Here is an 18,960-nt window from a genome sequence, read left to right as displayed (position 1 = left end):
TCGGCTACGCTTTTGGTTGTGTTATTTTTTAGGAAGAATCAGACTTTAGATGGAGGGTAAGACGAGACGTTTACAAACTGTAAATGGTGAGAATGATAGTAGTGGATGAATTTTGCTTTAAAGACGTGTCATTCATAGATATCTTTGGGTTTTTATGTTATAACTACTAATAAAATGAACTGTGAAATAGAGAGGTTGAGGTGGATGGAGAGCACGAATAATTCGTCAAATTTTATCAAGCATATTGTAACTGAAGATTTAAAGGAAGGAAGAAACAACGAGATCGTTACTCGGTTTCCTCCAGAGCCAAATGGATATTTACATATTGGGCATGCAAAATCAATCGTTTTAAACTTTGAGCTTGCCGATGAATTTAAAGGGAAGACAAATTTACGTTTTGATGACACGAACCCCTTAAAAGAAGATCAAGAGTTCGTTGACTCCATTAAAGAAGATGTAACGTGGTTAGGTTATGAATGGGATGGACTTTTCTTTGCTTCTAATTATTTTGATGAAATGTATGAACGTGCTGTACTTCTTATTAAAAAAGGCTTAGCTTACGTTGATGATTTAACAGCTGAACAAATTCGGGAGTATCGCGGGACATTAACAGAGCCAGGAAAAGAAAGCCCGAATCGAAATCGTTCGGTTGACGAAAACTTAGATTTATTTGAACGAATGAAGAAGGGTGAATTCGGTAACGGAGAAAAAGTATTACGTGCAAAAATCGATATGGAATCGCCTAACTTAAATATGAGAGATCCTGTAATTTATCGTATTTCTCACGCTACTCACCATAATACAGGGGATAAATGGTGCATTTACCCGATGTATGACTTTGCGCATCCGCTAGGTGATGCAATTGAAGGAGTCACTCATTCACTTTGTACGTTAGAGTTTGAGGACCACCGTCCATTATATAATTGGGTCGTTGAGCATTGTGAGATGGAAGCAACTCCGAAACAAATTGAGTTTGCTCGGTTAAACTTAACCAACACGATCATGAGTAAACGAAATTTAAAGCAGTTAGTTGATGAAAACGTGGTAGATGGCTGGGATGACCCGCGCATGCCAACGATCTCTGGACTTAGAAGAAGAGGGTTTACAGCGGAGTCGATCCGTAATTTCTGTCGTGAAATAGGAGTTGCGAGAAGCTATAGTACTGTTGACGTTCAAATGCTGGAGCACTTTGCTCGTGAGGATTTAAAATTAAAAGCTCCGCGAACAATGGGTGTTATTAAACCGCTAAAAGTCGTTATTACGAACTACCCTGAAGGCCAAGTTGAAATGCTAGATGCAGAGATTAACCCAGAAAATCCAGAGATGGGAACACGTCAAATTCCATTTTCTCGTGAAATTTATATTGAACAAGAGGATTTCATGGAGAACCCTCCTAAAAAGTATTTCCGCTTGTTCCCAGGTAATGAAGTTCGCTTAAAGCATGCTTATTTTATCAAGTGTGAAGAAGTGATTAAGGACGACAATGGAAATGTCGTTGAACTTCGTTGTACGTATGATCCTGAAACGAAGAGTGGAACTGGGTTTACGGGAAGAAAAGTAAAAGGGACGCTTCATTGGGTAGAGGCAACAAATGCTGTGCCTGCAGAGTTCCGTTTATACAACCCGTTAATCCTCGACGAAGAAAAAGAAGAAGGCAAAACATTCTTAGATCATATTAATCCGAATTCTCTGGAGGTCTTTAAAGGATTTGTCGAGCCAAACATGATAGAAGCGAAGGAGAATGATAAGTTCCAGTTCTTTAGACATGGTTACTTTAATGTCGATCCGAAAGATACCAAAGAAGCTCAATTAGTCTTTAATTTGATTGTTTCGTTGAAAAGTTCATTTAAACTATAATTCAAAAGTGCGAGGCACCTTTAGTACACTAAAGGTGCCTCGCACTTTTTATTAAATGGCACTTTTATTATTATTTTATGATTTCTTTGACACGGCCAACGGAGCCGTCTTGGAGACGGACTTTAATTCCATGCGGGTGGGAGCTTGATTTCGTTAGTATGTCTTTGACAACACCGTTCGTCAATTTACCTGTGCGTTGGTCTTGTTTTAAGACGATATTTACTTCAATACCTGGTGTGATATTACTCCGGTTTTGACCGTTCATTAAGTTCCCATCCGTTTGCGTTGGTTATTAATTTTTTTCGTTTGCTGACTTTTCATTTGTTTCGGTTGGTTTGCAGCATGCCCCTTTGCCTTACCTTGTGATAGATTATTCTTTTTATTAGCAAGCTGCTGTTTAATTGCTTCTTGCAGGTTAATTTTTTTCTTTTCAGTCATCGTGTTATAACTCCTTTAATTTTCATTCATACTATTACAGGTTATCATAAAATGGGTGTTATTATATTATGTTTTCTTTAACAGTAAAAAAATAAACCGACCATTATGATAGGCTTGTGAACATGTTAAAATAAGAGTAAGTAAAGATTATTGATGTAGGAGAGACAGACACTATGAAAAGAATATGTGTGTTTGCGGGTTCAAACGTAGGTGCAAGTCCTGAATTTGAACAGGGTGCTGTTCGGTTAGGGCAACTGTTGGCGGAACAAAATATTGAATTAGTGTATGGTGGTTCAAAAATTGGTTTAATGGGAAGCATCGCTGATAGCGTCCTTAAATCAGGCGGGAAAGTGACTGGTGTAATGCCAAAAAACCTTTTTAAAAGAGAGATTATTCATCCTCTTATAACGGAATTCCACGAAACAGAAACGATGCATGAACGAAAAGCACTCATGTCAGACTTGGCAGATGGCTATATTGCATTACCTGGTGGAATTGGTACATTCGAAGAGTTATTTGAAGTGATGTGCTGGGCACAAATTGGCATCCATAAGAAGCCAATTGGCGCATTAAACGTATTAAACTATTATGAACCAGTCAGTGATTTAGTCAAAAAAGCAGCAACAGCAGGGTTTATGCCACAAGCTAATGTAGATTTGCTCATTATTGAGAAGCAGCCAGAAGTACTTTTGGAAAAAATGTTTAACGATAATCGAGGAATTCGATCGGATGAAATCATAGACTTATAAACCAATTTAAAAAAACGCTTGCTCGAAAAACAGTGTAAAGACCTCGAGAAGATGGCTAGTATTAACTAGTCACTTTGTATGCGAGAAGCTATACACTGCCCGAGTTAGCGTTTTTTTGTTTATGAGTTTGTTTTTAGAGTCCTATGTTTATTGAATAAATTTCCAGGATAAAAGATAACACTAGATATTAGTATCAGGTAATAAAAACCATTGATTATGACATGGTATAACTGTTACGATAAATACAAATAAAAATTAAATGGAAATTTTAAGTATTAAAAGGAAAACTTTTTAGAAACAATAAGAGGTGTATTACGGAAATTGAGTGAAATTGGAAGGGGAATAAAATGAAAGAATATCAATCGTTATCTTGGTACGCAGCTAGATTAAAGCCTCATCTTCCTAAAGAAGCATTTAAGCCAGCGCCATCTCGTTTATTAGGTGGATTAGCATTTTTAATTGTGATTGTTGCTGGTTTTCTAACAGTTGGTCTGTTTGAGCTTAACATCTGGGGTAACCTCCTAATAGCTGTTGTTTTAGGATCTTGCTACGCTAGTCTTGGATTTTTAGGACATGAAATCTTACATGGAACGGTAGTTAGAAAACCATGGCTCCGTGATCTTTTGGGAGCGATAGCATTTTGGCCACTATGTACTGGACCAAGCTTGTGGCGTAAATGGCACAACATGAACCATCATGTGCACACACAAGATGAACATAAAGATCCAGATGCTTGGATAACAGCCGATCAGTTGGAGAAAAAGCCATTCATTCGGTTATTGTATCGCATCCCTTTATTTATCCGTGCTTCATTTAGCTTACTTTCGTTAGCGATGACTTTTACGGTACATTCATCAAGAATGTTTGGGATATATATTAAAGATTTTGACCCAAGAAATCGCCCTAAAGTTTGGCTTCAGTTAATTTTGCCTTGGGCATCCTGGATTGGTCTTTTATTTTGGATTGGATTTACGAAATGGTTGTTTGTGTTTTTAATCCCATTATTAATTGCAAATTTTATTGTAATGGCGTATATATCAACGAATCACCGCTTAAATCCGCTTGTTCCAGTCAATGATCCACTAGCAAACAGCTTATCGGTGACTGTACCGAAGTGGGTAGATGCGATCCATTTTAATTTTTCATACCATACGGAGCACCATTTGTTTCCGTCCATTAGTCCAAAGTATTATCCTTTAGTGAAAGAGCAAATTAAACAGCGTTGGCCAGAACGGTACCATGAAATGTCATTCTTAAAAGCGATGATTGCTTTATTTAAAACGCCGCGCCTTTATTATCAACAAAATGAGCTAATCGACCCACGTGAGGGTAATAGGTATGGATCGCTTGGAAATGGGTTAGATCCAAATAATATTAGCATTAACAGTAGTGATCAAGCTTTTAACAGTGATGGGAATACAAAAAATAAAGAAATATAAATGAGTGGAACGGTAGTTGTTACTATCGTTCTTTTTGCTTTAATTTTTTTCTAACTCATGTAAAGTTTTTCCAATCCCCGTAATACATTGACAATACTTAATGATCTCCCTATAATTAATTCGTTATAAACGAATAAAAAACTGTGGAAACGCAGGAGAGGTTCTAGCTCAAACCCTCTATAAAAAACTAAGGGAATAAAATTACGTATCCTTTAGGATGCGTTTTTCTTTTTATATAGCTATAGCAAAAGAAAGCTTTTAAATAAGAAAGGTGGAAATAAAATGGTTGGCCGCAAAGATGAAGACTTACAGGATGTTACATTATTAGGAAACCAAAATACAAAATACAATTATGAATATGACCCAAGCGTATTAGAGACGTTTGATAATCAACACCCAAGCCGAGATTATTTCGTTAAATTCAACTGCCCTGAGTTTACAACGCTATGCCCGAAAACAGGACAGCCTGACTTTGCAACAATTTATATTAGTTACATCCCTGATATTAAAATGGTTGAAAGTAAATCACTAAAACTATATTTGTTTAGTTTCCGCAACCACGGTGATTTTCATGAAGACAGTGTAAATACAATTATGAATGACTTAATCAAGCTAATGAATCCAAGATATATTGAGGTATGGGGAAAATTCACGCCACGTGGCGGCATCTCAATTGACCCATATTGTAACTATGGCCGTCCAGGGACAAAATATGAAGAAATGGCGAATTTCCGCTTAATGAATCACGATTTATACCCTGAAACGATTACTAACCGCTAATGTCGATTTGCATTTTAGTAGGAAAAGTTATATAGTTAACATTAGGTTAAAAAGTCAGGAATTGATTTATGTCGGCCTCTTTATTGATTAGAGTTGTACCGGACATCTTCAGTTTTTAACTTTTAACAAGTTTGTTTTTTTTTAAGGAGGCCATAAATTATGGTAGGAAAAGTAAAATGGTTTAACGCAGAAAAAGGTTTCGGATTTATCGAGCGCGAAGGTGGAGACGATGTATTCGTACACTTCAGTGCAATTCAAAGTGAAGGCTTCAAGTCTTTAGAAGAAGGCCAAGACGTTGAATTTGAAATCGTTGAAGGAAACCGTGGACCACAAGCTGCTAACGTAACTCGTCTATAATTGATCGATAAAATATACGTTAAGATAATGGCCATATTCCATATGACTGGAATGTGGCTTTTCTTCTTTCCACTCCTACCCCCAAAATATGGTTCCCATGTAGATTATTAGCTAAGAAATTTAACTCAGACTATAAAATGAGTATGATAAATCTCTAAGAAAAAGCAAACGCTATAATATAAATTAATTTAGATACAAAGGAGATTAAGATCCATTGGCAACTTTTTATGAATTTGGAATACACCAACAAATTGTCAGAGCAATTACAGACATGGGGTTTGAAGAGGCAACACCAATACAAGAACAAACGATTCCTACAGCACTTTCCGGGAAAGACGTTATCGGACAAGCGCAAACAGGAACAGGGAAAACAGCCGCTTTTGGAATTCCGTTAATTGAAAAGATGGATGTAGATGCAGGGACGATCCAAGGTCTTGTTTTAGCACCTACTCGTGAGCTAGCAGTTCAAGTCGCTGAAGAATTAAATAAAATTGGGAATCTTCGCGGCGTCAAAGCTTTACCGATTTACGGTGGACAAGATATTGTCCGTCAAATTAAAGCATTAAAGCGTAAACCTCAAATCATTGTAGCAACACCTGGTCGTTTTATGGACCATATGCGTCGTAAAACCGTTCGTATGGATAACATTCAAATGGTTGTTCTAGACGAAGCAGATGAAATGCTGAACATGGGGTTCATTGAGGACATTGAAACGATTTTAGCGGAAGTGCCTAATGAGCGCCAAACGCTATTGTTTTCTGCAACAATGCCAAAGCAAATCCGTCGTCTTGCAGAAAAATTTATGAAACCAGACGCTGAAGCAATTGTTGTAAAATCAGTTGAAATCACAACAGCTAACGTCGAACAAGAATATATGGAAGTACCTGAATCAAAGAAATTTGATGTACTATGCCGTATGTTAGATATTCATTCACCAACACTAGCAATCGTATTTGGACGTACGAAGCGTCGTGTTGATGAAGTTTCTGAAGCATTAAATAAACGAGGTTACGGAGCAGAAGGGCTGCATGGTGACATCAACCAGAACCAACGTGACCGAGTAATTAAGAAATTTAAAGAAGGTACAGTTGAAGTACTAGTTGCGACAGATGTTGCTGCTCGTGGTTTAGATATTTCAGGTGTGACGCATGTTTATAACTTTGATATTCCTCAAGACCCTGAAAGTTATGTTCACCGTATTGGACGTACAGGTCGTGCAGGAAATAAAGGGCTAGCGTTAACTCTAGTTACACCAAGAGAACTTCCACATTTAAAAACAATCGAAAAAACGTCGAATCGTAAAATTACGCGCAAGCCAGTTCCAACTTTAGCTGAAGCGATGGAAGGGCAACTGCGTATGACGGTTGAGAGCTTAATGAAAACGGTAGAAGAAAATGATATCCAATCGTACCGTATGTCAGCTGAACAACTACTTGAAGAGACTGATTCGGTAACGTTACTTTCTGCTGCTTTGAAAATGTTAACGAAAGAGCCAAATGATGTGCCAATTAAGTTAACAGAAGAAGCGCCGTTACGTATAAAAGGATTTAAATCTGGCGGCGGTGGTGGCCGTGGCAAAGGTAAAGGCGGCGGTGGTTATGGCCGTGGAAATAAAGACCGCGATCGAAATCGAGGCGATCGTGACCGCGATCGTAAAGGTGGATCACGTGGTCAAGGGAAAAATGGTAAAGTAAGAGTAGCCGCTTCACGAAAAAAGAAAAAAGATTAATTTTATAAATTGGGAAGGCAACGATTAGCTTTTAATCGTTGCCTTTTTGTATTTTTGAAATTCTGACCATCTTGCCATGACAAAAAAACGAGTACCATTAAAGCCTTTGTTTTGAAGAAACTAATACTTATATATACTTTGGAAACCTAATTACGTCTAAGTGAACAACTGCGTTTGAGTTTTAGCTTTTCTAAAAAGCTATGTTAAAGCATGTTGTTAAAATACGTTGGGGCACATCGTGTGAAAGTGACTGAAATTTTTTCGTTGAACACAAATAATAGAGAAGTACTGATCTGATGGGCTTTAGGAAGAGCTTGTTTTTACATAGTAAAATCACTGTGTTAGATAACCTTACAAAACCGTTGAAGTAATTTTTAGATTATTTAAAATAAGAGTTAACAAGAGATGTTAATAAAGATTACATGAAAGGGAAGTGTTAATTATGAGTACAGTTTCTTCTACAAAAGAGTTAACTTTAGAGGCAATTAAGGAGATTATTAAAGAAAAGCATGTGGAACTGCTTCATATGCAATTCGTTGACATTGAAGGTACATTAAAGCATGTAACGATTACGGCGGAACAAATTGATGCGGCAGCTGAAGGAAAAATCATGTTCGATGGATCTTCAATTACTGGATTTTCTCCGATTAATAAATCTGATTTATATTTGATGCCAGACTTAAATACATTCTGTGTTCTTCCTTGGTCAGTAGAAGAAGGGTACTCAGAAGCTCGCTTTCTATGCGGAGTAAAAAATCCTGATGGATCGGATTTCGAAGGAGATCCACGTCACGTTTTAAAAAGAACGGTAGATAAAGCAAAAGAGCAAGGCTATGGCATTAGTGTTGGCCCAGAGCTAGAGTTCTTCTTATTTGAAACAGATGAAAAAGGCCGACCTACATTAAATACACAAGACGTTGGTGGATACTTTGAGCCATCACCACATGACTACGGTGAGAAGGTTCGTCTAGCAATCTACCGAACGTTAAAAGAGATGGGCTTCACAATCGAAGCGTCTCACCATGAGGTTGCTGAAGGTCAGCATGAGATCAACTTTAAGTATGCAGATGCACTAGGTGCTGCGGATAATGCGACAACGTATAAATGGGTTGTTAAAACGGTTGCTAGACAATTCGGACTACATGCTTCATTTATGCCAAAGCCGATTGCTGGTGCGAACGGAAGCGGAATGCATACAAACATTTCATTATTTGACCTAGAAAAGCAAGAAAATGCGTTTTATGATAAAAATGACAGCCGTGAGCTTTCAGAGAAAGCATACCAATTTATCGGTGGCTTAATTGATAACATTGATAACTTCGTAGCGGTAATTAACCCGCTAGTAAACTCTTATAAGAGACTAGTACCTGGTTATGAAGCACCATGCTATGTAGCTTGGTCAGCATCAAACCGTTCAGCTCTTATTCGTATTCCAGCTACACGTGGAGCTGGAACTCGTGTAGAAATCCGTTGTCCAGATCCATCCGCAAACCCTTACTTAGCATTTGCCATTATTGCATCAGCTGGCCTGGATGGTGTTGATCGTAAGCTAGAAGCACCTGCTGAAGTAGTCGATGACATCTTCAGTATGTCACCTGCAGAATTAAAAGAAAGAGGCATTCGCAACTTACCAACAAGTTTAGAAGCTGCAGTTGACGCGTTAGAAGAAGGGAAAATTGGTCGTGAAACGTTAGGAGATCATGTATTTGCAGAGTTTGTTGATTTAAAACGTGGCGAGTACGATAGCTTTAGAACAGCTGTTCACGGCTGGGAAATCGACAACTACCATGCGAAATTCTAACCTTATATAAAAGAAGCACCGTACAGTCATTGGCTGTGCGGTGTTTCACGTGAAACGAAGTTTAATGCCCTTTTATAGAAGTGGTGGAGAAACATACTTGTACTATTTTCTTGGGAATTAAGAAAATAACCAATAAATATTCACCTTCTAACAAATAATTGGTTATTTATGTTAAATTTTAAAAACAACAATTAGTTAATATATGGGAGGAGAGAGGATGAATAGAAAAACTTTAATTTTTATTTTAGGTATTGCTACTGGTTTGTTACTAAGGGCAACATTAGTTCCAACAGTATTTAGTGGTTCTATAGTAAAGATAATTGATGTAGCTATGGTTATTATACTTATTTGCATAATAGGCAGAAGTGTCTATAAAAAGTTTGTTCGACCGCCACAAAATGAAAATTATTAAACTACCATGAAGAAAAAATTTAACGAAACAGAAATGTTGAGTTTCAAATAACTATGTTGTAATATTCTGATTATTACGATGCGTTTAGTAATGATTTTTTGGAGGGGTTTATATGTCGTTAAAGGTAGGCGATATCATTTCATTTGAGCGGACTTTTACAGTAAAAGATGTTGAATTATTTACAGCAGTTTCAGGTGATGAAGGAAATCATCATGTTACACCAGATGAACAAGGCAGACTTGTTGTACAAGGGTTATTAACGTCAACTTTACCAACAAAAGTAGGTGGAGATTATAATGTCTTAGCTCGGAATATGAATTTTGAATTTATAAGGCCTGTGTATACGGGTGACACGATCGTATGTGAGGTAAAAATTGAAAAATATGAGAAGACTGAAAAGAATAGAACAGCGATTTTGGCGACCTTTTTATGTAAAAACCAGAATGAAAAAGAAGTATTAAAGGGAGATTTTTCAGGAGTAATACTATAATACTTGGGATACTTACCTAAATTAAACCATATAGATCAAAACACTTGGGGTGCATCTACCCAAGCGTTTTGATTGACTAATTGTATGGTTTTTTAAATTTTTACCTAGTCAAATTAATTATTCAAATGAGTATAGCCAAAACCGCTCGTAATTTAACCGATCAATGGCTTCATCGTTACCTTCTTGAAGCGCAAGCTCCGTTTGTCTGACAACTTCTTGCATTTGCGTCTTATGTGCCTTTAGAGCATCGAGCTTTTGTTGGCTGTAGGATTTTACGTCATTCACAATTTGCGGTTCTCCTAAGTCGGCGATACTTTCTCTTGATATAGCAAGTGCATGTACGGTTGGGCGGTTTTCTTTTGGCATTGATGCTATTGCCTTCATGACCACTGCACCGCAAGCATCATGGTCAGGATGAATGCTGTAGCCCGGGTAAAATGTAATGACTAGAGTTGGCTGGCAATCCTCAATTAATTTTCTAATCCGAGCGGAAAGTTTGTCCTCGTTCTCAAATTCAATCGTCTTATCTCTTAACCCAAGAAGAATTAAATCGTCGATTTTAAGAATTTTAGCTGCATCTTCTAATTCTTTTTTTCGTATTTGGGATAAAGTTTCGCGGTTAGCGATCGGTGGGTTCCCCATGTTTCTCCCCATATCTCCTAATGTCATACAAGCGTATGTGATTTTCCAGCCTTTTTCTTTATAAGATAGCATTGTCCCTGCTACACCAAATGATTCATCATCAGGGTGAGGTAATATGACTAGTAAGTGATTGTCCATAAGAACCCTCCTTTTATTTAAATGGATGCGGACTTAATTGAAGAGAAACAGCTAACCGCCCTTTTTCATCTAAGCCTGCTAATAATAGTTGTTCGCCTTCCATCGTCCAGTGAGTCAGACCTTCAGCATAAATCCAACCTAAATCTATTTTTAGACCTACTCGATGAGGACCGTTTCCTGAAATTTTCCCATGCTCATAAATGACTTTTCCGTTGCGGATAAAGACCCCTGCTGAAAAAGGCGTTCCGTTTCGATAGGCTGTATAGGCCCCGTTCGTTGTCTCTAAATGGACGTATACCTCTTGATTGGCTAATTGATCTATCATCTGTTGAACTAACTGTTTATTAATAGCTTCCATTGCTTTTCCTCCTTTACACATTGATTGGTAAAGTTTGTTTGATGTTAATGGTCATATGTAGCTGTCCATTATTATACTACTTCTATCATACTAAATCCTAAAAGACATAGCACGTAGTAAGCATGATAAAATTAACAGCTTACTTTTTTAGTTGAATTAACTATTCATACTGTTGGGAAAATTTTATAATTGAGGGGAGGATATGCTTTTTTACAGGCTCTTTTCTCAAAGAATATTGCTTTTTTTACAAAAAACGAAAGGTTAGAGGGTATGACATGAAAAATAAAATGATACTCTACATCATTCCAGTTACGATCGTTGTCTTTGCTCTTTTCCTTTTGTTTTTCTATGAACAAAGTGAAAGAAAGGTAACGGCTTCTGATGGGATTCTCGATTTATCCGACGTTTCACTAAAAGAGCTTGGTCCTACACCGTTAACAGGCGAGTGGAAGTTATATTGGAAACAGTGGACAGACCCTAGTGGTACATTGAGTCATGATGAGGGAATGGTCCTTGATATGCCAGCGAAGTGGAATGGACTAGTGTGGGACGGTGAACGTCTATCAGGCGATGGCTATGCAACGTACCGTTTAAAAATTAAAATTTCTGAAGAAGACGTTGGCGAAATGTTAGGGCTTTACTTACCAAACGCTTTTACCTCTTATAAAGTTTGGGTAAACGGCAAGGAGCTAGGCGGTGCAGGGTCACCAGGTATGACTAGAGAAACGACTGTCCCTTTATATTCGCCGCAGGTCGTTTATTTTAAGCCATATACCGAACAAATTGATCTCGTTTTTCATGTCGCTAACTTTCATCATTCTAAAGGTGGTCTTTGGCGAACGATTCGAATTGGCGAAGATCAAGCCATGACAAGTTTACGAGAAAAACAGTTAGCGTTTGAGATGTTTCTTATTGGAAGTTTGTTAGTAATGGGTCTTTACCATCTAGGTTTATATATATTGAGGAGAAAAGAAAAATCAACGTTGTTTTTCGGATTGTTTTGTCTCGTTATTGGCATCCGAGCAGCGATGGTTGGAGAAGTTTTCTTTTTGCAAATGTTTCCCCAGTTTCCTTGGGAATGGTTAAAAAAGGTTGAATATACTTGTTTTTATATAGCGGTCCCGCTGTTCATTTCTTTTGCTAGGCAGCTCTATCCAAATGAAGTTCATAAAGTGATTACTCGTTCAATCTGGGGAATAGCTAGTTTGTTTGTTTTAGTGGTCCTTTTTGCCCCAGCTCGTGTATTTACGCATACGTTAACCGCTTATCAAATCATTACAGTCATCGTTATCCTTTTCATTATTTTTGCTGGGATACAGGCTTTTAAAAACAACCGTGATATGATTACTCTAAATCTTGGAGTTGGCATTATTTACGTCTTAACCATAATTAATGACTTCCTATTTTACAATCAAATCATTACAACGAGAGAACTATCGCCTTTTGGGTTGTTTATCTTTTTATTTGGCCAATCGTTTCAACTATCTACACAGTTTTCACGTGCGTTCTCTAAAGTAGAAGAGGTTACGGACCAATTACAAGAGTTAAATCAAAACCTCGAAAAGAAAGTAGAGGAACGGACGATTGGTTTAGAAAAATCTCAAAAAGAAACAGTGGAAGCGTTGATTGAAATGTCTGTACTAGAAGAAAGAAACCGAATCGCCCATGAAATTCATGATATTATAGGCCACTCTCTGACAACAGTTATCGTTCAACTAGAAGCAGGAAAGCGCCTTTCTAAAGCAAACCCTGAACAAGTCTATGAAAAGATGGAGCTATCACAGGAGCTGCTACGTAAAGGCTTAGAGAGAATAAGAGAATCGGTGAAAGTCCTTGGTGAGATTCAAGAAACCATGGACATGGAAGAAGCCCTAAAGGTTTTGATTGATGATACCGTAAAAGCAACGGGTGTCAGAATAACCAGTCAGATTGAGCCGTCTCCGAAGCTAAACCATGCACAAAAGAAAGTGATTTATTACGCACTTCAGGAAGGAATTACAAACGGAATCCGCCACGGGAAAAGTACTCATTTTCATTTTACATTAACAATGAAGGAAGACTCTCTTGAGTTTAAACTGATTGATAATGGGGTCGGTGGTGAAAAAATAGAATACGGCTTTGGTCTTAATGCGATGCGAAACCGTATAAAAATGCTGAACGGAGAAATGACTTTAAAAGCGGAAAAAGACAGAGGCTGTCAATTGATCATTATTTTGCCTTTCGAGCAAGAGTTGCCTACAATGTTAGATGAATAACTGAAACGAGGAGTGAAAACATCATGGAACAATGGGTAGCGATAAAAGAAAATATAAAACAGTGGGTAAGAGAAGTGGGTAAAGAACAGTTAGTAAAAATGGAACAGCCTTTTCAGATGAAATCGAAGTCATCGGACATCGACTTAGTAACAGAGGTCGATGAGTGGAGCGAGCAATTTCTAATGGAGAAAATTAAAGCGGAATATCCAGACCATGCGATTATGACTGAAGAAAGCGGCTGGCATGAAGGACAAGCCGAATATGAATGGGTGATTGATCCGATCGATGGAACTGTCAATTTTGCTCATCGTTTCCCATTCTTTTGTATTTCTATCGGCGTAAAGCATAAAGGAGAAACGGTCATCGGGGTCGTTTACGCGCCAAGATTGGACGAAATGTATGAAGCCATCAAAGGAAGTGGTGCAACGCTAAATGGGAGAACGATCACGGTTTCAGCTACCGAACAATTAAACAAGGCAGTCGTTGCAACTGGCTTCCCGTACGATAAAGGAACGGATCCTAACAATAACGTCGAAAACTTTAATGCAATTATTACAAAAATCGGCGGGATAAGAAGAACAGGAAGTGCTGCGATAGACTTATGCCAGGTCGCTGCAGGACGCTTTGATGCATATTGGGAGATCAAACTGAAAGAATGGGATATTTGTGCGGGACTACTAATTGTAGAAGAGGCAAAAGGGAACACATTTAGTGCGGAAATAGAAAAAGGCTACCAAGTACTAGTCGGAACTCCAGCGATCTATGATGAGCTTTCAACTATTTTAAGCTGGGAAAAGTAGGGTGCATGGGAGAAATCGGTGCGAAAGCAGTGAATGGAGCACAGGTTTTACAGTAAAAGGAAGAAAGCAGTGCTAAAGCAGAAATTGGAGCACTAATTTTACAGGAAAAGGAAGAAATCGGTGCGAAAGCTGGGATTGAAGCAAGGGTTTTACATTAAAAGGAAGAAAGTAGAGCGAAAGCAAGAATTAGAGCACCAGTTTTACACTAAAAGTAAAAAATTAGTGCTAAAGTGAAGATTGGAGAGTAGTAGGTTGTGTGGAATGTAAGTAATGACTGGGATCGTATCCTAAAAAGTGAGTTTACAAAAGAGTATTTTCAAAAGTTGCAGCAAACTTTGCAAGACGAGTATCAAACAGGAACAGCTTATCCGAGTGAGCATGAGGTGTTTAATGCCTTTAACTACACGCCTTTTTCAGAAGTAAAAGTTGTCATTTTAGGGCAGGACCCGTATCACGGGCCCAATCAAGCACACGGTTTAAGTTTTTCTGTAAACACAGGAGAAAAACTGCCGCCATCGCTTAAGAATATTTATAAGGAATTACATAGTGATATCGGTTGTGATGTGAGTAATAATGGATGCTTAATCAAGTGGGCTAAGCAAGGGGTTCTTCTATTAAATACGGTTTTGACTGTAAGAAAAAGCGAGCCTAATTCTCACAAAGGAATAGGTTGGGAGCGATTTACGGACTCAGTCATTGAGAAGCTAAATGAACGCGACAAGCCGATCATTTTTATCTTTTGGGGAAGACATGCCCAAGCGAAAGAAACGTTAATTGACGGTCAGCACCATTACGTGATTAAATCGCCACATCCGAGTCCTTTTTCCGCCAATCGAGGTTTTTTCGGTAGTAAACCTTTTTCAAAAGTAAATGAAATACTAAAAGAACTGGGCGAGAGGTCGATCGATTGGCAAATTGACGAAGTGTGAACAGTCTTAATGCAGGATAGTTAAGGTTGTTTCGTTCGGGAGCGCCTTTCGAATGAAATGACTATTATAAATGCTAAAGAAGTTGCTCAAAGTGGTTTTAGATAACCTAAAATGGGCAGCTTTTTTTGGTTGCTTTACTCAAAGGGTCTTGGTTTACGAAAGAAGCCTTGAAATAGAAAAATAGATTGGAAAAAAAGCTAAAAGAGAAATCATGTCAGATCATCTTCCAAGTTTATAGTTTCTGAAAATTAAGAATGTATAATTAAGTTAACAAAAGATGTTAGCTTAGCTAACGCAGAAGCGAAGGGAGAGGTTGACAGATGGAACAAATTTTAATGGATAATTTGTGGGTCATCATTGGTACTTTTTTAGTTTTACTTATGCAAGCTGGATTTATCTTACTTGAAGCAGGTTCGACTCGAATGAAGAATGCAGGTCATATCGCAGGCAAGACGATTTTTACAATTAGTTTAGGCTCAATTATTTTCTGGGCAGTTGGTTGGGGCTTCATTTACGGTGATAGTGCAGGTGGCTTTATCGGAATGTCAGATTTCTTCTTCGGAGATGCTTCTGCACCGACTGACGGGTTAGCAGGTTCCGTAGACTTCATGTTCCAAATGATGTTTGCTCTTATTGCTTTAACGATTGCTTTTGGAGGGTTCGCAGAACGTGCAAAATTATCTGCATATGTCATCTTTGCCCTTTTATTCTCCGCTTTGGTTTATCCAGTAGTTGCACACTGGGTATGGGGTGATGGTTGGTTAGGAGGTCTTGGTAAACAAGACTTTGCAGGATCTACAGTTGTTCACTTAACAGGTGCAATGGCAGCTCTAGCAGCAACAATCATTCTAAAACCGCGTATTGGTAAGTACAATAAAGATGGTTCATCGAACGATTTAGCAGGTCACAACCAAGTATACACAGCTTTAGGGGTCCTTCTTCTATGGGTAGGTTGGTTTGGATTTAATGGCGCTAGTACATTTGAAGTAGCCGATGCATTCTTTGGATATGTCCTTCTTAACACGCAATTAGCAGCAGCAGCAGGGGCCATTGCCGCGATGTTCTTAATTTGGATGATGAGCGGGAAAGCAGATGTTCCAACAACATTAAACGGGGCTTTAGCAGGTTTAGTAGCGATTACAGCATCTTGTGGTTTCGTTGCACCTTGGGCAGCAGTTATTATTGGTATTATTGGTGGACTGATTGTCGTTGTAAGTATGAAAATTTTTGACCGTGCAAAAATCGATGATCCAATCTTTGCATTATCGGTTCACGGTACAGCAGGGATCTGGGGAACCCTTTCAACTGGTTTCTTCGCAGTTCCAGCATTATCGACTGAAATTGGCTGGGGTCAAGCAGGATTGTTCTACGGCGGCGGATTTACACAATTAGGTGTTCAAACTTTAGGTGTTGTCGCTGGTGGAATTTACGCATTCGTTGTTTCATTCATTATCCTTTTCGTAATGAATAAAGTAATGGGTGGACTTCGCGTAACAGAAGAAGAAGAAATTATGGGTCTTGATATTAGTGAACATGGAAGCTACGGCTATCCAGAAAGCATGCAAACTAAAGAAAAAACAGGTGCATAGAATGGGTGGTGAAACCATGTGAACCAACCTGTCATGAAAACGTATGAACAGTTGAACATGTGGAGAACGTCAAACATTGAACAAGTACAATTTGATCATCCAAAATTAAATGAGTTTCATGATGCACTCATTACTCAAACGGTCACATTAGCCATTGAAACAGTAACAAGTGAGTGGGGTCCTCCCCCTGCTCACTTTGCTTTCTTTATGATGGGAAGTGCAGCGAGGTTTGAACAGGCGCTTTGGAGTGACCAGGATCACGGGATCGTGTTCGAATCAAAGGGAGATAGTCAAAAAGAAAGTGCATATTTTCTAAAGCTCGGTCAAGAAATTACCGAGGGATTAGAAAGTGTCGGGTATGTAAAATGCGATGGTTTGGTTATGGCTTCAAATAAGCAGTGGTGCCATTCTATTTTTTCATGGAAAAAACAACTGCACGGCTGGATGGAAGAAGAGAGCTTTGAAACTTTACGAAACTTGCTTACTTTTTTTGACTCGAGGACTTTTATAGGAGATAGCAGATTACTTGATGAGTTAAAAGACGTAATTTTCAAGGAGCTTACGAGAAATCCACAGCTCATTCAAAGACTTTTTAGTAATATTGAGCGGCGTAAAAAAGCGATTGGAGTGTTTGGTCAATTATTACCAGAGTCATACGGTACTCACGCAAACGTCATTCATTTAAAAAATACCGTTTTATTTCCTTATGTTAATTCTTTACGACTGTTAGCGCTACAAGAGCGAATTAAAAGCCCTGAAACCGTTGCAAGATTTGACCAGCTACCACAACATTTAGCGGAGATAAAAGAGTTAAAAAAGATCTTTCAAGAGTTACTGCAATTCAGGCTTCGTTTCCAAGCTAATAAAAAAAGCTATGAAACCATTCATCTATTAAAAATTAGCAAGCTAACAGCTGCAGATAAAAAAGAGCTTAAAGAGTATATCCGGATGGGCGCACACCTTTATAAGCTGACGAAAAAGCATATCGATAAAGGGTGTGGTTTGAAGTGATTAACCACATGATTCATTACATGAAACAGCTTTCAGGAAAGCTAAGTCCGAATGTATATACGTCTGTTCAGCAGCAATCGAATGCGGCGCAGCTGGCATATATGAGGCAGCTTCAAAAAGAAATAAAGAAAGAAAGTGTATTAAACAAGCGTTTTGAAGAACTCGAAGTTGTCGTTTTTGACATAGAAACGACGGGCTTTTATCCTGATCGCGGTGATAAGATCCTCTCTGTTGGGGCTGTTAAAGTAAAAGGAACAACCGTTATTGAAGGTGATAGCTTTTACTCGTTAGTTCAGCATAACGAACAACTGTCTGATGAGGTAGCCGCGCTGACAGGCATTAACAGGGAGCAATTGCTTGGGGCGCCAACGATTGATCAAGTTCTCGAAAAGTTTTTTCAGTATGTGAAAGGGCGAACGTTAGTGGCTCATCATGCACAGCATGAAAAATCATTTATGCAGCATGTTTCTTGGCATGTTTTGCGAACAAATTTTATGCATCGTGTCATTGATACGTCTTTTTTGATAAAAATAGCGACACCCGACCAAAGCTTAAAAACGTTGGATGAATGCTGTCAGTTTTTTGAGGTTCCGATTTCGACGAGGCATCATGCGTTAGAAGATGCAAAAATGACCGCACATTTGTGGATCAAAAATGTTCAAAAGGTTCAGCAGTTAGGGTTTGAAACGCTTCAAGAGGTTTATACGGAATTAGCAAAATAATTACACATTCGGAGCTTAAAGGAGGGAGGGGATGAATAAGAAATTCCCTCGTCATGTGGCGATTTTCCCAATTAGTGTTGTTAAAGAAATGACTCAATTAACAGCAAGACAAATTCGTTACTACGAAGAGCAGGGGCTTATAAAGCCTGCCCGTAATGAAGGAAATCAACGAATTTTTTCTTTAAACGATATTGATCGCTTTGTAGAAATAAAAGGGCTCATTGATCAAGGGGTAAATATAGCAGGGGTTAAGGCGATCTTTTTTACAAAACAACATCATCAAGAAAATATCATTCCTAATCAAAGAGATCGGTCGATGCTCCGTCTTTCGGAAAGGGATTGGGAAGATTTAATTGAAAAGTACAGAACTGATGGCTTTTCATCATCGTAAGGCGAGACTCGGGGAACCGGGTCTTTTTGTGTGAACTGCGATTACTCAACAAAGGGCTATAACACATCCAATA

20 protein-coding genes and 1 riboswitch are annotated in these 18,960 nt (G+C 38.4%); of the genes, 16 read left to right on the top strand and 4 right to left on the bottom strand.

The annotated features are described in order from the left end of the window. Window positions 1-204: 204 nt before the first annotated feature. Entirely contained in the window at window positions 205-1,857 is a 1,653-nt protein-coding gene (locus GKP30_RS14310) for a glutamine--tRNA ligase/YqeY domain fusion protein (RefSeq protein ID WP_216830128.1), read from the top strand. 70 nt (window positions 1,858-1,927) lie between these two features. On the opposite strand, the gene GKP30_RS14305 is transcribed toward GKP30_RS14310, so the two are convergent. Further along, window positions 1,928-2,122 carry a YwbE family protein gene (locus GKP30_RS14305; protein ID WP_216830127.1) on the bottom strand — a complete coding sequence of 65 codons (195 nt, stop codon included), beginning with the start codon at window positions 2,120-2,122 and terminating at the stop codon, window positions 1,928-1,930. Further along, window positions 2,122-2,295: a hypothetical protein gene (locus GKP30_RS14300; RefSeq protein WP_216830126.1), complete on the bottom strand. Its 174-nt coding sequence runs from the start codon at window positions 2,293-2,295 to the stop codon at window positions 2,122-2,124. Before GKP30_RS14300 ends, GKP30_RS14305 begins: the two co-directional genes overlap by 1 nt. 173 nt (window positions 2,296-2,468) lie before the next feature. Between GKP30_RS14300 and GKP30_RS14295 the strand changes: the two genes are divergently transcribed. The 8 genes from GKP30_RS14295 to GKP30_RS14260 all read left to right on the top strand — a co-directional run bounded on the left by GKP30_RS14295 (window position 2,469) and on the right by GKP30_RS14260 (window position 10,052). After that, window positions 2,469-3,044 carry an LOG family protein gene (locus GKP30_RS14295; RefSeq protein ID WP_216830125.1) on the top strand — a complete coding sequence of 192 codons (576 nt, stop codon included), beginning with the start codon at window positions 2,469-2,471 and terminating at the stop codon, window positions 3,042-3,044. A gap of 347 nt (window positions 3,045-3,391) precedes the next feature. Next, complete coding sequence (locus GKP30_RS14290; RefSeq protein ID WP_216830124.1) at window positions 3,392-4,483, top strand: fatty acid desaturase family protein; 1,092 nt, start codon at window positions 3,392-3,394, stop codon at window positions 4,481-4,483. Window positions 4,484-4,634: 151 nt separating this feature from the next. Beyond that, window positions 4,635-4,680, top strand: a riboswitch (PreQ1 riboswitch). A gap of 85 nt (window positions 4,681-4,765) precedes the next feature. Beyond that, the gene (gene queF / locus GKP30_RS14285) at window positions 4,766-5,263 is read left to right on the top strand and encodes a preQ(1) synthase (protein WP_216830123.1); all 498 of its coding nucleotides are present in this window, start codon (window positions 4,766-4,768) and stop codon (window positions 5,261-5,263) included. Window positions 5,264-5,419: 156 nt separating this feature from the next. Beyond that, window positions 5,420-5,620, top strand: a complete 201-nt coding sequence (locus tag GKP30_RS14280; protein WP_216830181.1) for a cold shock domain-containing protein — start codon at window positions 5,420-5,422, stop codon at window positions 5,618-5,620. A gap of 214 nt (window positions 5,621-5,834) precedes the next feature. After that, window positions 5,835-7,349, top strand: coding sequence for a DEAD/DEAH box helicase (locus GKP30_RS14275; protein ID WP_236035099.1), 1,515 nt, complete (start codon window positions 5,835-5,837; stop codon window positions 7,347-7,349). Window positions 7,350-7,791: 442 nt separating this feature from the next. Continuing rightward, on the top strand, window positions 7,792-9,150 hold the full coding sequence (gene glnA / locus GKP30_RS14270; protein ID WP_216830122.1) for a type I glutamate--ammonia ligase: 1,359 nt from the start codon (window positions 7,792-7,794) through the stop codon (window positions 9,148-9,150). Window positions 9,151-9,367: 217 nt separating this feature from the next. Beyond that, window positions 9,368-9,562 carry a hypothetical protein gene (locus GKP30_RS14265; RefSeq protein ID WP_216830121.1) on the top strand — a complete coding sequence of 65 codons (195 nt, stop codon included), beginning with the start codon at window positions 9,368-9,370 and terminating at the stop codon, window positions 9,560-9,562. Window positions 9,563-9,674: 112 nt separating this feature from the next. Beyond that, window positions 9,675-10,052 carry a hotdog domain-containing protein gene (locus tag GKP30_RS14260; protein ID WP_216830120.1) on the top strand — a complete coding sequence of 126 codons (378 nt, stop codon included), beginning with the start codon at window positions 9,675-9,677 and terminating at the stop codon, window positions 10,050-10,052. 117 nt (window positions 10,053-10,169) lie between these two features. Here GKP30_RS14260 and bshB2 read toward each other — a convergent pair whose 3' ends face one another. Together bshB2 and GKP30_RS14250 are read right to left on the bottom strand one after the other, a co-directional pair. After that, window positions 10,170-10,832: a bacillithiol biosynthesis deacetylase BshB2 gene (bshB2, locus tag GKP30_RS14255; RefSeq protein WP_216830119.1), complete on the bottom strand. Its 663-nt coding sequence runs from the start codon at window positions 10,830-10,832 to the stop codon at window positions 10,170-10,172. Between the two features lie 13 nt (window positions 10,833-10,845). Beyond that, the gene (locus GKP30_RS14250; protein ID WP_216830118.1) at window positions 10,846-11,190 is read right to left on the bottom strand and encodes a YojF family protein; all 345 of its coding nucleotides are present in this window, start codon (window positions 11,188-11,190) and stop codon (window positions 10,846-10,848) included. A 275-nt stretch (window positions 11,191-11,465) separates the two neighbouring features. Between GKP30_RS14250 and GKP30_RS14245 the strand changes: the two genes are divergently transcribed. The 7 genes from GKP30_RS14245 to GKP30_RS23895 all read left to right on the top strand — a co-directional run bounded on the left by GKP30_RS14245 (window position 11,466) and on the right by GKP30_RS23895 (window position 18,887). Continuing rightward, the gene (locus tag GKP30_RS14245) at window positions 11,466-13,445 is read left to right on the top strand and encodes a sensor histidine kinase (RefSeq protein WP_216830117.1); all 1,980 of its coding nucleotides are present in this window, start codon (window positions 11,466-11,468) and stop codon (window positions 13,443-13,445) included. A 23-nt stretch (window positions 13,446-13,468) separates the two neighbouring features. Continuing rightward, the gene (locus GKP30_RS14240) at window positions 13,469-14,245 is read left to right on the top strand and encodes an inositol monophosphatase family protein (RefSeq protein ID WP_236035097.1); all 777 of its coding nucleotides are present in this window, start codon (window positions 13,469-13,471) and stop codon (window positions 14,243-14,245) included. Between the two features lie 254 nt (window positions 14,246-14,499). Next, the gene (locus GKP30_RS14235) at window positions 14,500-15,174 is read left to right on the top strand and encodes a uracil-DNA glycosylase (protein WP_216830116.1); all 675 of its coding nucleotides are present in this window, start codon (window positions 14,500-14,502) and stop codon (window positions 15,172-15,174) included. 320 nt (window positions 15,175-15,494) lie between these two features. Then, window positions 15,495-16,763, top strand: coding sequence for an ammonium transporter (locus GKP30_RS14230; protein ID WP_216830115.1), 1,269 nt, complete (start codon window positions 15,495-15,497; stop codon window positions 16,761-16,763). Window positions 16,764-16,781: 18 nt separating this feature from the next. After that, window positions 16,782-17,774, top strand: a complete 993-nt coding sequence (locus GKP30_RS14225; protein WP_328703165.1) for a DUF294 nucleotidyltransferase-like domain-containing protein — start codon at window positions 16,782-16,784, stop codon at window positions 17,772-17,774. Beyond that, window positions 17,771-18,496, top strand: coding sequence for an exonuclease domain-containing protein (locus GKP30_RS14220; RefSeq protein WP_328703164.1), 726 nt, complete (start codon window positions 17,771-17,773; stop codon window positions 18,494-18,496). The genes GKP30_RS14225 and GKP30_RS14220 overlap by 4 nt, the downstream gene beginning before the upstream one ends. A 31-nt stretch (window positions 18,497-18,527) precedes the next feature. Then, window positions 18,528-18,887 carry a MerR family transcriptional regulator gene (locus GKP30_RS23895; RefSeq protein WP_216830114.1) on the top strand — a complete coding sequence of 120 codons (360 nt, stop codon included), beginning with the start codon at window positions 18,528-18,530 and terminating at the stop codon, window positions 18,885-18,887. The last annotated feature ends 73 nt before the right edge of the window (window positions 18,888-18,960 follow it).

The organism is Alkalihalobacterium elongatum (assembly GCF_019024285.1).
Taxonomy (GTDB): Bacteria; Bacillota; Bacilli; order Bacillales; family Bacillaceae_F; genus Alkalihalobacterium; species Alkalihalobacterium elongatum.
Note: the sequence above shows the minus strand (reverse complement) of the source record. Positions and strands in the feature narration are given on the sequence as shown.

Excerpts from the sequence above, each read along its gene's own strand:
- GKP30_RS14310 (WP_216830128.1), top strand. The coding sequence starts at position 205 with ATGGAGAGCACGAATAATTCGTCAAATTTTATCAAGCATATTGTAACT.
- GKP30_RS14305 (WP_216830127.1), bottom strand. The coding sequence starts at position 2,122 with ATGAACGGTCAAAACCGGAGTAATATCACACCAGGTATTGAAGTAAAT.
- GKP30_RS14300 (WP_216830126.1), bottom strand. The coding sequence starts at position 2,295 with ATGACTGAAAAGAAAAAAATTAACCTGCAAGAAGCAATTAAACAGCAG.
- GKP30_RS14295 (WP_216830125.1), top strand. The coding sequence starts at position 2,469 with ATGAAAAGAATATGTGTGTTTGCGGGTTCAAACGTAGGTGCAAGTCCT.
- GKP30_RS14290 (WP_216830124.1), top strand. The coding sequence starts at position 3,392 with ATGAAAGAATATCAATCGTTATCTTGGTACGCAGCTAGATTAAAGCCT.
- queF (WP_216830123.1), top strand. The coding sequence starts at position 4,766 with ATGGTTGGCCGCAAAGATGAAGACTTACAGGATGTTACATTATTAGGA.
- glnA (WP_216830122.1), top strand. The coding sequence starts at position 7,792 with ATGAGTACAGTTTCTTCTACAAAAGAGTTAACTTTAGAGGCAATTAAG.
- GKP30_RS14265 (WP_216830121.1), top strand. The coding sequence starts at position 9,368 with ATGAATAGAAAAACTTTAATTTTTATTTTAGGTATTGCTACTGGTTTG.
- GKP30_RS14260 (WP_216830120.1), top strand. The coding sequence starts at position 9,675 with ATGTCGTTAAAGGTAGGCGATATCATTTCATTTGAGCGGACTTTTACA.
- bshB2 (WP_216830119.1), bottom strand. The coding sequence starts at position 10,832 with ATGGACAATCACTTACTAGTCATATTACCTCACCCTGATGATGAATCA.
- GKP30_RS14250 (WP_216830118.1), bottom strand. The coding sequence starts at position 11,190 with ATGGAAGCTATTAATAAACAGTTAGTTCAACAGATGATAGATCAATTA.
- GKP30_RS14245 (WP_216830117.1), top strand. The coding sequence starts at position 11,466 with ATGAAAAATAAAATGATACTCTACATCATTCCAGTTACGATCGTTGTC.
- GKP30_RS14240 (WP_236035097.1), top strand. The coding sequence starts at position 13,469 with ATGGAACAATGGGTAGCGATAAAAGAAAATATAAAACAGTGGGTAAGA.
- GKP30_RS14230 (WP_216830115.1), top strand. The coding sequence starts at position 15,495 with ATGGAACAAATTTTAATGGATAATTTGTGGGTCATCATTGGTACTTTT.
- GKP30_RS23895 (WP_216830114.1), top strand. The coding sequence starts at position 18,528 with ATGAATAAGAAATTCCCTCGTCATGTGGCGATTTTCCCAATTAGTGTT.